General features: G+C 57.7%; 10 protein-coding genes. 6 read left to right on the top strand and 4 right to left on the bottom strand.

Features of this window, described 5'->3' with window-relative positions; translation table 11 throughout:
• The first annotated feature begins 192 nt into the window (after window positions 1-192).
• The 6 genes from AC3AP7_RS04440 to AC3AP7_RS04415 all read left to right on the top strand — a co-directional run bounded on the left by AC3AP7_RS04440 (window position 193) and on the right by AC3AP7_RS04415 (window position 7,340).
• Window positions 193-768: a hypothetical protein gene (locus tag AC3AP7_RS04440; RefSeq protein WP_475765181.1), complete on the top strand. Its 576-nt coding sequence runs from the start codon at window positions 193-195 to the stop codon at window positions 766-768.
• Window positions 765-2,141, top strand: a complete 1,377-nt coding sequence (locus AC3AP7_RS04435; RefSeq protein WP_475765183.1) for a 7-cyano-7-deazaguanine synthase — start codon at window positions 765-767, stop codon at window positions 2,139-2,141. Before AC3AP7_RS04440 ends, AC3AP7_RS04435 begins: the two co-directional genes overlap by 4 nt.
• The gene (locus tag AC3AP7_RS04430) at window positions 2,134-3,324 is read left to right on the top strand and encodes an ImmA/IrrE family metallo-endopeptidase (RefSeq protein WP_475765185.1); all 1,191 of its coding nucleotides are present in this window, start codon (window positions 2,134-2,136) and stop codon (window positions 3,322-3,324) included. Before AC3AP7_RS04435 ends, AC3AP7_RS04430 begins: the two co-directional genes overlap by 8 nt.
• On the top strand, window positions 3,299-3,955 hold the full coding sequence (locus tag AC3AP7_RS04425) for a PIN domain-containing protein (RefSeq protein ID WP_475765186.1): 657 nt from the start codon (window positions 3,299-3,301) through the stop codon (window positions 3,953-3,955). The genes AC3AP7_RS04430 and AC3AP7_RS04425 overlap by 26 nt, the downstream gene beginning before the upstream one ends.
• A gap of 242 nt (window positions 3,956-4,197) precedes the next feature.
• Complete coding sequence (locus AC3AP7_RS04420; protein ID WP_475765187.1) at window positions 4,198-4,893, top strand: hypothetical protein; 696 nt, start codon at window positions 4,198-4,200, stop codon at window positions 4,891-4,893.
• Between the two features lie 17 nt (window positions 4,894-4,910).
• Entirely contained in the window at window positions 4,911-7,340 is a 2,430-nt protein-coding gene (locus tag AC3AP7_RS04415; RefSeq protein ID WP_475765189.1) for an NACHT domain-containing protein, read from the top strand.
• Between the two features lie 298 nt (window positions 7,341-7,638).
• On the opposite strand, the gene AC3AP7_RS04410 is transcribed toward AC3AP7_RS04415, so the two are convergent.
• From AC3AP7_RS04410 to AC3AP7_RS04395, 4 genes are read right to left on the bottom strand one after another with little or no spacing between them, the layout of a single operon-like run.
• Window positions 7,639-10,725, bottom strand: coding sequence for an AAA family ATPase (locus AC3AP7_RS04410; RefSeq protein WP_475765191.1), 3,087 nt, complete (start codon window positions 10,723-10,725; stop codon window positions 7,639-7,641).
• A complete protein-coding gene (locus AC3AP7_RS04405) occupies window positions 10,722-11,423 on the bottom strand; it encodes an ABC-three component system middle component 1 (RefSeq protein WP_475765192.1) in 702 nt (233 codons plus the stop codon). Before AC3AP7_RS04405 ends, AC3AP7_RS04410 begins: the two co-directional genes overlap by 4 nt.
• Entirely contained in the window at window positions 11,420-13,924 is a 2,505-nt protein-coding gene (locus tag AC3AP7_RS04400) for an ABC-three component system protein (protein ID WP_475765194.1), read from the bottom strand. Before AC3AP7_RS04400 ends, AC3AP7_RS04405 begins: the two co-directional genes overlap by 4 nt.
• Entirely contained in the window at window positions 13,918-14,166 is a 249-nt protein-coding gene (locus tag AC3AP7_RS04395) for a hypothetical protein (RefSeq protein WP_475765196.1), read from the bottom strand. The genes AC3AP7_RS04400 and AC3AP7_RS04395 overlap by 7 nt, the downstream gene beginning before the upstream one ends.
• Between the last annotated feature and the right edge of the window lie 125 nt (window positions 14,167-14,291).

Here is a 14,291-nt window from a genome sequence, read left to right as displayed (position 1 = left end):
CCCTGTTATGACTTCGCTAACGGCACGTTGTGCATTCAGCGGTTGTACTGACGCGGCGAGGCCCCCCCCCCCCCGCCTTTGCGGCCGATTGCCAGCGTTTGCCGCAGCCTCTGACCCGAATGTCAGAATTTTTCATCAATGTATTGACATTGTCAGATTCTTTATCGTACATTGCTGACATGGGAGGGCGCTATGTCTGACGGACCATTCAGAAATGTCGCATTAACTAGTCGTTGGAAGGTATACGGCCAAAAGCTGGTTAGCGACGCCGCGAGCGCTGAAGAGCGCATGGCGCAGGCGTGCCACAGCATGATTCGCGACGTAGACATGAAGACCTTTCATCCCCTTTTCGGCGAACTCAGTGCGCATGCCCAGCGCCCCCAAATGGACCTGGACCCTGTGGCAGCAATTGAGACGATCTTTGATCGCCATCCCAGATCGTTTCTGTCTGAGTCTCTGAGCAGGCATTTGATCGCCAATCTAAGGGATCAGATATCACCGGACAAAGCACTTGATCAAGCGTTGGGGAACACGGCAATAGAATGGATTGGCACCACCAAGAATCGACTCGACGAACACTGCATCCGCGCCCGCGATCTTGGGGACATGAAGCGCGAGGATTATCGCAAGGGGCTTGAGCGAAACCATGAAACCTTTTCTGCCATCAAACCCGACGAGCTCTGCGCTGCTTTGGCCTCCGGCAACAAGCGCGCATTTGGCGAAGCGCTCCATAAGAAAAGCGGCGTAGATGAGGGTCCCGAAGAATGAGCACTAGCATCAAAAAACCGGGTAGATCGGAAAAGCGCCTGGTTGTTCTCGAGAATGGGCAGAAGCGCGGTCGCGCCGTCCCGAAGGATGCCGAAATTGCGGAAATCGGCCAGCACATCTGCTTTGATCCGTCAGCTCTCGATAGCTTTGACGTCGAGGGGTGCAAGCCAATTCACTACGAGATGCTGGTTCTTTGTGCCGCCGTGGAGTTCGCTGATCGTCGCTGGAAGCGGCCACTGAGTTGGAGGCGCATCTTGCATGTGACTCTTCCCGTTGCCGACCCCAAGAACTGGCAGCAGCCGGACGTTCTGAACAGCCTCCAGGGCGTCTTGAACCATCTGACCGGCGACAACTGGCAATTCAGCTTTGTGAAAACGAAGGCGCCCTCGCCTATCGGCTCGCGACAGATACCATTGGACTTCGGTATGACCAAGACCTTTGCTGTTGCCTACAGCAATGGTTTGGACTCGCGCGCAGTATCGGCCTTGAGTGGCGCAAGGGACGAAGCCCTTTGTATCCGAGTTGCCGGAAATTACCAGCGTCCCAAAGACGGCGATAGCTACTTCACGCAGATTCCCTTCGAGACCAAGGAATACCGTAGCAACGAGAGTAGCTTCCGCTCACGCGGATTTCAATTCGCAGCGGTAACAGCGATTGCCGCGCAACTTTCAAACGTGACTCGAATTGTTGTTCCAGAGAGCGGACAGGGAGCGCTTGGGCCAGTACTGCTTCCGCTGTATAACGTTTATCCTGACTATCGCAACCATCCGACGTTCTTTCGAAAGATGGAGCAGTTCATAAGAGCATTGCAACACTATCAGGTCAGCTTTGAACAACCGCGCCTCTGGTTCACGAAAGGCCAGACATTAAGCGCATTCTTGCGGATACCCGGAAAGTCTAAAAAACATCTGACGAACACTCGATCCTGCTGGCAAACGCGCCGTGTCGTCAATGTAGGTGAGAAGAAGCAGTGCGGCCTGTGTGCTGCCTGCTTGCTGAGGCGCTTGAGTCTACATGCCGCTGGCGTCAGCGAGGCGCGCGACACCTATGTTGTGTGCGACCTCGCCGCCTCCGATGTCGAGGATGCTTTATCGGTTATTCCTCGGAAGGCCGATAGAGACATCATGGTCGAATATGGAAGCGTCGGTGTGCGCCATCTGCAGCATCTTGCAGACATGGCCGGTCAACCCGATGACGGTCTTCGCGCGTACGCCTCGCAAATCGCGATCGCGACCGGGGAAACCTATGAGGAAACTTTGAAAAAACTGAAGTTGATGTTGGCATCACATGCCAGCGAATGGCGAGCATTTCTGTCCACTCAAGGGCAACAAAGCTTCCTGAACAACTGGATGGATGGAGGACGCTATGGCTGATCTGAATGAGCTGACCTCACAGGAAATTGGACGCCGCCTGCGAATAGCACGAGAGAACGCAGCCATTCGGCAAGAGGATGCAGCCCAAATCATTGGCGTTTCCCGCCCTACTCTCGTGTCCATCGAGAAGGGCGTACGCCGCGTTCGTATTCAGGAAATCCAGTTGCTCGGCCGCCACTACGGCGTATCAGTGAACGCCCTGCTCCGCCGGGAAGCCGTTCACGTCGACTTATTGCCTCGTTTTCGAAAATTGCGTGAGACAGAAGACGCGCAAACCGCTGATGCTATCCGGCTATTCAACGACTTGATTAAAGCGGATGTTGAAATGGAGAATATACTGGGCATCCAGCGTCGACGAAATTACCCGCCGGAGCGCGGCCTCAATGAGGGCGACGTCACGGCACTTGCCGAAAAGCATGCCAAGGAATTGCGCGACTGGCTTGGTCTTGGCCCTGGACCGATTGCCGACATTTTCTCGGTAATCGAGCTGGATCTTGGCATACGCCTGTATCAGCGTCGCCTTGCTTCCAACTCGAAGATTGCGGGCCTCTTCAGCTACGATGAAAGCATTGGTGCCTGCATTCTTCTCAACGCTAGTCATCCGCTACCGCGGCGCATCCAGTCCGCGGCGCATGAGCTCGGCCACTTCTATGGCACGCGTCAGACTCCGGAGGTGCTCGAAGAGGATGAGAAATTCCTGTCACGCGACGAGCGCTATGCCAACGCTTTTGGTCGTGCTTTCCTGACGCCGGCCAAGAGTTTCTCGGAAAGCTTCCGCCAATTGAAGCAAATCACTGGCAAGACGACCCGGCGTCTAATAATTCTCCTCGCCCAACAGTACAACATATCGCGACAGGCGTGCTGCCTCCGGCTCGAGGAATTAGAGCTTGCCAAGAAAGGTACCTGGGTCTGGTTCGAGAACAATGGCGGCATCACCGATGAGCACGCTCGGGAGGTTCTCGGCGAAATGACTGAACGCCGAGATCCGGCGAAAAGCGATGTCGACCGTCCCATCTCCCACCGCCTGAGCCTGATGGCACATGCCGCCTGGAAGCGCGAATTAATGTCCGAAGGACAATTGGCGGAGTTACTGAAGTTGGGCCGAGTGGAAGTACGCGGCATTATCGACCAAATCGAGCTTGAGGAAAGGGACACGGATGAACTACTCAAGCTCCCGGATTGATATCGTGAACCAATGGGTTCTCGACACCAGCGTACTGATTAACCTTCACGCGTGCAAATATGGTGAACGAATCCTCTCGGCGATCCCAAACGACATTCTCGTTCCCGAAATCGTCGCGGGAGAATTGGAACATGAGAGAAGCCGTAAAAATGGCGAGTACGCCTTTCTGCAGGCGCTTGTGGCAGATCGAATCGTTACTGTCGTCGGTCTAACCGACACTGAGTATCTGATTTTCCACGAACTTACTTCGGCATCTCCGTCGTTGGATGATGGTGAGGCCGCGACGATTGCCATCGCTGCCTCCAGGCAACTTCGACCTGTTATTGATGAACGAAGAGGGCGAACACGCGCCGGCACACTGCTGCCAGCGTTAGTGCCGCACTGGTCGCTAGACCTCCTTCGGCATCCGACGGTCATCGCCACACTTGGTGTCCAATATGCCGTAGACGCGCTATATCACGCCCTACGCGACGGCCGCATGCGGATTCCCTCGGAAAGCGCGGATGAAGTCATTGCACTCATAGGCACAGAGCGGTCGCGCGACTGCACTTGCCTGCCTGGGTATCGCGAACGATTTTCTGGCAGTCAGAACCATAAAGATGGTGACGTCACCGCGTTGACGGAGCGCTAAAAATAACTACTGCGCCAGTTCTTCACCCACGTCGATCGGCCTTTGCAAGCGCATACGGCGGGAAGGCAGATGTCGATCTGGGCTGGCGGAAAGCAAGGTGATTATTCGAGCTTCGTCGGCACGCGCATCTCTTCAACCTCGGACAAGAAGTCGTCCAGACATAATTTGGCCTGACCCAGGCATGTACGGATGCGCCTTAAGCGTGCGACCACGTGCCGATCACAACGGATAGCAGATCGGAAATGACAGTCAAGCAAAGTAGTGCAAAGACAGCGCAAGCTCCTAGCGATAAAAAAACAGGTGGCGGAACGGCTGTTGGCGGCGGGATCAATTTTCAGGCAGCCATAACAACCATCGTCGGAATACATATTCTTAGCGGTACTGCCTTGAACTGGTTCGAAGGTGTGTGCAACGACAAGCCGGTCGCCGTATGGGCAGAAAGCGAGGGGCCAGGCGATGATCTGTGTGTCGAGCTTGAGGACAACGTCAGTATTGAGGTCCAGGCGAAGAAGGGGCTAGCGCGTGGCTCAAACCTGTGGGCAGCTTTGCGGCGTATCTCAGACGCAATTCATAACGGTCATTTACCGTACGGGGTTTTGGCGGTTGCCTCAGATTCGAGCAAAACCATTTGCGAGGAACTGGCCAAAGACATCAAGCGCCTTGGACAAGGCAGAACCGACCATCTTTCGGATATCGGTGCCGACTGGGCTCGACAACTGAGTAAAGCCAATATCCCAGCCCAGACGGTATGCCGTTGTATGCGTATCCGGGTGGTCCACGCCCTGAGCGCGGAGGACACCAGTATTAATGCCGCAAAGGACATATTGCGTCGCGTTTGCGCGCGAGAAGAAGATGCTGATGCGGCGTGGAATTGTCTTTATCGGCAGGCCGTGCTTCTGATCGAAGATCGTGGGCGGTGGTGCTACGCGTTGCACTAAAGCCGATTGCTGCCGCTATGCAACTGGGAGCATCTTTCTCAGAACTGCTCCTGACTCGAGCGCTCGATGGGGCCAAGGTATTACCTCATCAGATCCGAAGCGCAACGGGTCTGAATTGGGTCATATTGGCAGACGGGCTGGACGAATGCGGCAGCGCTCACCACAAGGTAGCGGAACAGATCAATAAGTATGCCGTGGGTCATCCTGGCGTGCGAATAGTTGTGACGACCAGACCCATCGGCTACGAAACTGCAGAATTGTCGCACTGGACTCATTACAACCTCTTACCTCCCCGCAAGGAGCAGGGAGCGAACAATCTCCAAAAACTGGTGAGATCTGTGTTGATCAGCGAACCTTCGCTTTCAAGCGCTGCCGATTTATCCCAGCATCGGTCTGGAAAGATTTCGCCTAGCGATGCCATTTCGATCAGCCCACAGCTCCTTGGCATGTCCGCATCACTGATTTGCATGCGTCGCGCTCTGCCGACTACGCGCCTAGGACTTTACACTGAGCTCATCAGCCTGTTTGAGAAGTTGCCGGCCGATACCCCCCCGGAACAGGCTGATCTTTTCGAGACTGTTCTCGATATCATTGGCTGGGTCCTGATCAGCAGTCCGTTGATAGCATTCAGTGAATTGATCAATCGTACAGCCACGATGCTGGCGCCTCTTATGGGGGCTACACCGCTGGCACTGAAAAAAGACGTTCGACTCGCGATAGCTCACTGGGAAAGCGTAGGTCTGGTCGAGAAGGTTTTCCACCAAGGTACAGCACTACTGACCTTTATACATAAAACGTTTTGCGAATTTGTCGCCTCGCGTTTTTTGCTTAGCAATCGCCTTAATTTGAAGTTGATCGAGGATGCGATCGACCATCCTGAGAAGCAAGAGGTCTTGAACTTCGCGGTCGGGCTGGGCTTGGTTGAAGACTTGATCGAGGTGTACTTAAGTCGGCATGCCGCAGGGCGGCCAGGCCAATTACAACCCGCGCTTCTGATGCTTGGAAATAAAAATATTACCGTTTCCGAATCGTCTGCACAGGAGCTGATACGACAATCATTCAAAGCCGTTGAGGATGGGGCGAGCGATAAGTTCAGCGTAGGTCTTGCGCTTGCGGACGTTGGCGCAAGGGCAGGTCACCTTGCGGAATCGCTGGCTGTGTCAAAGCTTGCCGCAACCAATCCAGCAATCAAGCTCGTAGCGTGGGCCACTGCCGTCCGGTGTGAATCGTCTCACTATGACGCTACGACGCTGTCGGCGGTTTTCGTAGAATTGCTTCAACATGTAGAGATAAACAAAACTCGAGATATTATAAATAAAGAGGATCGATGCGATCTTGATCTGTTGCAGCTCGTCGCCTTGGCGGCATTGAAAGCGCAGCCAGATAATTCGGCCAGATCTTTCGCCGAGCATGAACTCTCGGACAAAAAACTACTAACCGTAGGATTCAAGTTTAAGGTCAACGACATTCTGAGATCCAGAGGAATTGAAGAGTTACCGTTGCCTATGCTGGACCATGAAAGAGGCGCATCACCCGTCACTCTGACCTACGCGGGCCCTAGTTGGACGGAAGTTAACGCTGGTGCGTTTCGATCAATCGCCAAGGCTTTCGCAAGCGGCCGCTCTACAAATGACATTGGGCAAAGTCGCCATCATGCGTTCCTTCAGTTTTCAGGTCTAATACATTCATCCGGGTTTTGGAAAAAACCTGCCAGCGACATTTCGTCCTGGGAGTACATTCACGATGAGCCTGCGGTGCAATCGACGATCAAGGCGGTCGCGCAACTGATTCCGCTTGACCTACATGCTCTGGCAGAGGAGGCCAGGGATTTGGTGGATCGGCTGGACACGAATTCGATTGATTCGATCTTCACTTTTCTGCCGACGGTGGACATAGATCCACCTACCTGGGAGAAAGCCCCAAACATACCGATCAACCGTGTCGAAGTCATGCGCGGCCTTCTTCATCCCTCTGCGTGGATAAACTGGCTGGCTGCGAGTCTTTTTCAGTACCTTCCCATGGAGCTGAATGAGCTTGGCGAAATATTGCGCAAGGCGACAGGTGATTCCTTACGTTATGTCATTCATCTGATTAAGTGCCACCATTTCGAGGAAACACAACCGATGCTATTGCAGCGCCTCAGCGAGAACGCCTCGGGGGATCTCAGCAGCATTTTCAAAGCGCTTTGCGATCTTCAGTCCCTGCCGTCGACTTCGCTCATGAACATGACACTGGCATGCCTGTGTTCCAGCGATGAACATACCGTTGAGGCTGCCACCGAGCTTCTCAGCTATTGGTTCGATCAAGGTGTCGCAATAGACGCAGACCCTGTCGCCAAGGCCATCGAACATTGGGGCGGACGTGACAGCTGGAAGAACAACGGCCTATCGAATACACCCGTGCTTTCTCTGAATGGACTTTTCGACAGAATCAAGGCAGTTCCGTGAGCGTCATTACCTTGGTGGCAAAAGGCGAGGTACCTTGCTGATTGATTCGAAGCGGATGATGACCGTGATCCAAGACGGTATCTCGAAGCCCATTGGTGCCGGATTTTCAACGCGGCCAATCTCAGTAGGCATGTGTCTAGACGCAATAAGACGGTGCCGCTCAGAGGGCCTATCGCCAAGAATCGCTCTTCCCGCTCGCAGGCACCAATACCAATCCTAGTTGCCTAATCGCTCTGGACGGACAGCTCGACGCAACTATGCGTTAACCAGCCCGATGGAATTACGCGCACTTCCGGGCTCACGCCAGCCGCGCCTCGGGCCGAGCAAGTAGGTGGCGCGCCGCCGCATTATGCCGCGGCGGCGCGACTCGTACGCCATCCTTGGACGCCCCAACGAGTTCGACGACAGTACACGGCAGTCCCGCCGCGTCGAACTTACGCGCTATAAACTCGCCCTCGTCTCTCTTATGGCTCGACATGATGAGCTGATAGCCTTCAAGCTCGACGAGGTTACGCATGACATCGACAAAGGCCGCAGTATGAATGATGTCGTTGTGCTGGAGTGGGTCATCGAGTAATAGGGCCCGCCAGCGCGACCATGGATAGGCGGTACTGGCAGCGCACAGGATGCTGAAACCATTCGCGGCCATTTGTCCTTCGCTCAGCACTAGTTGCGGCGGCAACGTGGTCCGATACTGGGCATTATCGACGGCATCCACATACCGCAGTTGCATCGCGAGGGAAGTGCGTTCGACGGTATGCTCGGCACTGAACTGCACGGTCGCGCCCGGCGCGCTCAGCAGCGCTCGATTGAACCCATCGATCAGGTCGTTGAGCGGCAGCAGGAACTGGGTTGAAAAACTCTCAGCTTCCGCCTTTAGTTGGTCGCCATAGGCGACCACCGCCTCCCGAGTGGCTGTGGTTAACCGGAGTGCCGCGCGCGCCGCCTCCAATTGCCCCTGAAGTTGTTGCGCGTAAATGGCAGGATTCTCCGCGGCCCCTTCCCCGCCTTGCTGGTCCATCTTAGCGAGCAGCGCGCGCAGCTCATCCTGCGCGAGAAATGATTCATAGCTCCGCGACAGCGCATTGATGCCTTCAAATTGCACCGCAAGGGCGCTGGCGCGATCACCTAGTGCCGCCTCCCTAGTCTCAATCGCCTGCGACGATGGTTCACCGTCCATGCCGACCTGCAGCCAATCATCGACCGCCGCCGCACGCCCCGCTTCAGCATCGCTGATTGCCGAAGCGATCCGCTCACGTTCGGCTTTGGCTGCGGCAAGCCGCTCGCGTGCCACGGTTTCGGAGTTGGCGGTTGCGACCCGCTTGACGGTAAGTTCGTCTAGGCTCGTGCGTGCATCCTCAAGCAGCTTTCGCTGCGTTTCGATGGCAGCGTCGGCGGCTTCGGTGCTCCACGGCTTCGGGTGGCCCTCCAAGCTCTCCTCGATCGCGCGTAACACCGTCTCGCACCGGGTGCGCCTTTGTACCGCCGTCGCACGCCGCTCGTCCAACGACGCCAGCGTCGCAGCCAGCGCATCGACGCGCGCTTGAGCAGAGCTGACATCGGTCGTACTGCCGCCGGCATCTCGGATATGCGCCGCGCGCGCGCGGGTAACCTCACTCAATCGTTCAGCAATCAGCGTTCCGAGGTCGCTTTCGGGACCTACCCCGAACCCCTCCGCGATAGCGGCGCGCTCGCTCGCAGTTACTTTTTCGGCCGCGATCGCGGCCGCGGTAGCCTCGACCTCAGCGGAGATCAACGATCGCGCCTGGGCGAGCGCCTGAGCAACGGCCTTCGTGCGATCACGCAATGCGTCCAGCTCTCGAACATCATCGGCGAGTTGGGCATCCTGAGCGGCTACCGCATTGCGCGCGCGTGTTTGAAGTTCTCCCAGGGGGAAACTGTTCGCGCAAACTGGGCATTGGGTGTCGTCATGATTGATGTGCGCAGCGAGCCCAGACAGGAGCTCGGCGAGTTGCGACGCATCGCGCCGCCGCGCCGCCAGCCTTGCATCCGCGTTTGCTTCGACTGTGCGGGCATCGTCGAAGGCGCGCTGAAGCGCGCTCAACTGGTTGCGGGCATGATCGGCAGCAGCGCTGGCGGCAGCGGCAGCCTTACGCTGAATCTGGGAGGCTGACTCTTTAGCCTGCAATGCAACAGCGCGCGTTGACCAGAGCTGGAGCGTTGCTTGCTCACCGTCCAGCCGGCTGAGCGTCGCTTGCGCCTCATGCGCTCGCAATAGCACGCTTTGCGCGCTCGTGACATCCGCCTGGCAAATGTCACGCTCGGCTTTCAACACTGCCTCGTCGGCTTGCGCTGCCCGCCGCTCAGCGTCGAGTGTGTCGAACTCGGCGATTGCGGTTCGTACGCGAACGCGTTCGCGATGCTCCGCTTCGATGCGTGCGAGGGTCTCAGCTTGTGCAGCCGCCGCCGATTCCGCGTTCGTCGCGGCGAGCATAGCCTCGCTTACATGGGTCGTTGCCGTAGCAATGGCACCATCGGCGGCGTCAAGGCGAGCGCCATTCCGACCTAGCACTGCGGACACCTCGCTGAACCGCGCGACGATAACGCGAAGGGTGTCAAGAACCGCACGGTTGCGTGCGATCTGCTGCTGCTCCGCATCAATGGTTGCCCGTGCGACGGACAGCCGTTCCGTAAAATCTTCCGACGTGTGCTCGCCTGCCGACAGTACCCCCTCGATGTTCGAAAGTCGTGCCTCGAGCGCTGCCTCATTCTCCGCACCCGCCGCGACCCCGCGCGCCCGGAGTCCAGCCAGTCTGGCGATATATCCCTGCCATTCCTCGAGCGCCCGAATAGCAGTATTGATCGCGCTCTCTTCGCGTTCCGCTCGCCGGCCAAAGGCGAGAGTGGTCGCTCGCCCCCGCAGCGCGGTTCGGATTGACTCGAGTCGATCGATCCCGCTTGGGCCTTTTAGCGCTTGCCACTGATCGGATTGGGCTCGGCTGGTAAAGCGCTGCTGCGAAGCTTGGCCTAGAAAATGGGTAAAACCGAGATAGGCGCCAATGTCGTTGATCGCTGTCCATTCGGGGTCCTTTAGCAAACTGAGCAACGCGCCGGTCGCAGGGTGCTCACGCAAAGTTCGCACCAACGACTCGCCCTCCGAAAAGGTCAAGCTTACTCGATGCGCTCCCGCCTCGGCGTCGCGACGCGTGAGGTAATCGCTTTCCTTTAGGCGCCCGATATAGTCCTGGAAGCGTCTAATGTTACCGGTCAGACACCATTCGATCCCATCGAAGAAGCTGCTTTTTCCGAGGCCGTTGGTTCCGACAAGCAGTGTAAGGCCGGGCCCCGGCGGTACGGCCAGCGTAAATTCACCGAACGTCCGGAAGTCTCTTAGATGAACTTCGCGTAGAAAGGTGTTGGTCACGTTGCGCTCCGTCGCTGCCAAGAGGCAACCAATTGGTCGACGAGGGAATCAGAGTCGATGCCGGGTTCGCTTGCAAGACGAAGCCATTCTCCCGCAGTGTCCCGTGGGACTTCATGGAAGACAGCTGCACGGCTCACGTTGTCGAGGGGCGCCATCGAGAAGACCGCGCCCGTGACCCACGGCCGGGCAAGGAAGCTTCGCTTGGCGAAATCGACGAAGCTTTGCTCGTCGGCGCTCGCGTCTCGCGGGCGCAACCACACGAGCTTGCGCGCCACACGCTCGTCCCGTTCAACAATCAGCGCTAGGGCTTTCCATCTGTCGACACCCTCGCTGCCGCGCGGACCCAGCACAATCACGTGCAGGTCGAGCGCGCCTGCCGAACTCAAATAGGATCTAGCGACAACACACTGATTGCGCACGCGCCGCAAAACTTCGTTTATCCCCTCTTCGTTAGGTGCCTCAGGGAGCAACGTCAAAAGCACCGCATAGCGGCCGATCTGCAGGCCGCGCACATGATTTGGCAGATCGCTCGGCTCGAGTCGAGCCGACTGCGCGTCGCTCGCACCGGCAAAAATATGGCCGGCATAGAAGGGCCTTGTCTCGACGGCAAGGTCGAGTTCGGCTGCGAGTCCACCAAGCAGACGCTCACCGGCGTCCAGACTTTCCTGGGCTGGGGACGACGAGGCAGTGTCGCTCATAATGTTAGATCTCCTTCTTCCTCGATTTCAGCTCTCAAGCGGGCGAAGTGCGCTTCCTCGATTCTTGACAGCAGGGCGCTGAGCGCCGCTGCGCTGGTTGAGGCAGCCGCGCGGAATTGAGAGTCGACCGTCAGCATGAGCTTTCCGTCGGCACCTAGCCGCCCGAGTAACGGTGTGCCGGTGTCGGAATTCCCTAGCGACCTATTCGCGTCCGCAATCAACGTCGGTGGAACCGACTGCATCGGTAGCAGGACGAATTCCGTCGTCCATGCGTGACGCAGCGCGACTATGGCCATATCTTCGCTGTCGATATAGCTTGCCGCGCAGGCATGGCCTGTCCGGCCAGTTCCATTGGCGTCGCGGACGAGATTGCCCGGATGGGCGCCGCGTGGCGCTGTGACCTGCCAGGCCGTTGCTACCGCGAGCGCCACCGCACACGCCCGAACAAGCGGCGGCAGTAGGAGGCGACCGGCGAGCACCGACGCTTCGCGGGTCGCCGCCGCCTCATCTTTAGCACAGACCGCCAATCCAAGAAAACGCGTCAGCAATGCGGGATCGCCGCGAAATTGCTGGACCCAGCTCTGCCAGATCGGGGCCATTTGCTGTCGAAGATCTGCTGCGGCCACAAATGATACGGCCCGCCCCGGATCCTCTCCTTGTCCGATGTAGCGTGTTAAGCGCAGATGCACGGCATCGAGCAACCACTGATCGAGCGCTCGATTGATCACAGTCGCGAGATCATCCGGCGGCATCGTTACCGGATTCAAAATCGATGGGTGGCCACCGAGTGCCCTGAGGTTCGGCGGCTGTAGCCCACCCGCGCTCGGCGATTCACTCGACAGGGCGGCTACGAACGGCTGCCAGCGAGCGACGTCAACGTGAAGGTCGGTCCGCGACGCATGGATCACCAAACGCGCCACAGCGTGCGCGAGGTCCGATCCCAGCTGCCCAGGGGCATCGGTCACGGCGAGGTCAAACTGGGGACTGTTATCGGACCATAGTGTCGCCACGTCCGCAAGTGTCACATCACCGCTCCATCTCGCCCCGCCTCCAGCTAGCCACAACTTACCGCTGCGTGGCATTGCAGCGATCAGGGCCTCTAGCCGGTAGCGTGGCGGAGGCAGCTTGGCTCGAGCAGAGAGCTGTGCGAAATGGGCGTAAGTCGTCGGATTCAGCTCTGGCGCGATGCTATCGATGGGGAAGCGTTGAACCCACGCCTCATGCTCGGCTGCATATCCTGCTAGCACGTCCGCGAAGGGCTGACGAACCGTTTCCCGGCCAGGTCCTCGCCGCGCAATCACCCAATCGGCGACAATGTTCACCGGACCGCATTCAAAGCGTCGCGAGCCATGCCTATCGCCGGGCTGCGAAGGTATTTGGACTACATCATCGCAAACGAGATGTGTGAAGCTCTCCGCGATTGGACGCGCGCAGGCCCTAGTCAGCAAATAGACGGCGAGCCGGTTCAATCGTGCCGTTCTGATCGACAGAAGCTCCGGCTCACGGGTTTGGAGGAAGAGCTGGACACCCGGTCGCAACCGATCCTGCATACCATCGACCAACCCAAGAGCTTCAACTTGGTTACCAATGGCGTGGTCATAGGCCGCGACAAAATCAAACCCTTGTCCCCTTGCTTCGGCCTCGAGGGCTTGATCGTCGATTCCCAACAACGCATCTCGCAAGGCTTGAACGCCAGCGCGTTGCGCGATGCCGCGAACGATGTCATCGTGTCGGAAAGTGGCGCTGGCAGAGGCGATCAGGTCAATCAATCCTCCATCGCCATTGCCACTGATGAGGAATGCTGGCCGCGGATTGCCATCAATATCCGCCCCAGGGACCCCGGCGTCGTGCCAGTAACTAGCCGTTTCCGTGTTGGGGATTGAGAAGCGGGGCTCAATTCCAAAGCCTATTGCGAGCAGGACGATGTCAAACTCTTGGCTCGCTGTCTGACGCGCACCTCCCGCCGCTTCCCGCTCGAAGGTCACGGTGAAGCGGCCTGCATCCGGCGTGACGGCTGTGACTGCGTGCCGCTCCCTGACTGTGAGGCGCCCTCCGGTCGCTGCTCGGACCTCGCTGAATTCGTGAAGCACGGCATCGCGCACATTGATGGCAGGTCCCGACCGCCAGTCGAGGATGGGTAGCTGAGCGAGTTCATGATCGGCATCCGGATTTGGCCAGTCGTAGATATGCGGATCCAGACGCCGTTGTTGCGAGTCACCTTGCAGTGGCAGCAAGTGATGAGCCCTTTCGAACAAATGGACGTCCGTCCCGCCTTGTAGCGCGAGACCGGCAGCTACCGTGATTCCTGCGGCACCGCCGCCGACCACCGCCACCCGAGCGTTAGCAGGAAGCAAGTGCTCGTGCTGCAACGCATGGGACAATTCGAGCCCACGAACCTGCTGCGAATAGAAGGTGATGCGCGTGTCGTAGAATCCAAGGACATAGATCCCCGGATGAGCCGCGATGCGCGCTCCAGCGATGATATCGGCGGGGGTCAGCACGCCGGCTCACCAGATAGAAAGGGAAGCGGCGCGCTGACACAGGACACCGACGCGCCCTCCAGCGCGCCGGCAAGAGTCACAGGGGCGCTATTGTTGGCGTCAACAAGAATCGCTGCCATTTGGCATGACTGCGCCATAGGATTTGCGGGCTTGCTAACGAGGTCGCTCTCGTTAGCGATCACCCGCTGAGAACCATGGCGAAGATTGCCGCGCACCGCCGCTAGCGTCAGCATCAACGACATCCTCGCCTTTCCTTCGCCTGATCAAGCCTGTACACGTCCAATCCCCTCGCTATCGTTCAGACTGCATACACCACAGCCTACTTATTTTAATGACTCTATTTCCGATGCAGTAGCTTCCTGCGTCG

This window comes from Paraburkholderia sp. PAMB 6770, from assembly GCF_057748135.1.
This window is presented reverse-complemented; position numbering and strand designations above follow the sequence as displayed.

Bases quoted from the DNA above. Each gene is read 5' to 3' on its own strand.
- AC3AP7_RS04415 (WP_475765189.1), top strand. From the start codon at position 4,911: ATGCAACTGGGAGCATCTTTCTCAGAACTGCTCCTGACTCGAGCGCTC.
- AC3AP7_RS04435 (WP_475765183.1), top strand. From the start codon at position 765: ATGAGCACTAGCATCAAAAAACCGGGTAGATCGGAAAAGCGCCTGGTT.
- AC3AP7_RS04440 (WP_475765181.1), top strand. From the start codon at position 193: ATGTCTGACGGACCATTCAGAAATGTCGCATTAACTAGTCGTTGGAAG.
- AC3AP7_RS04395 (WP_475765196.1), bottom strand. From the start codon at position 14,166: ATGTCGTTGATGCTGACGCTAGCGGCGGTGCGCGGCAATCTTCGCCAT.
- AC3AP7_RS04420 (WP_475765187.1), top strand. From the start codon at position 4,198: ATGACAGTCAAGCAAAGTAGTGCAAAGACAGCGCAAGCTCCTAGCGAT.
- AC3AP7_RS04430 (WP_475765185.1), top strand. From the start codon at position 2,134: ATGGCTGATCTGAATGAGCTGACCTCACAGGAAATTGGACGCCGCCTG.
- AC3AP7_RS04425 (WP_475765186.1), top strand. From the start codon at position 3,299: ATGAACTACTCAAGCTCCCGGATTGATATCGTGAACCAATGGGTTCTC.
- AC3AP7_RS04405 (WP_475765192.1), bottom strand. From the start codon at position 11,423: ATGAGCGACACTGCCTCGTCGTCCCCAGCCCAGGAAAGTCTGGACGCC.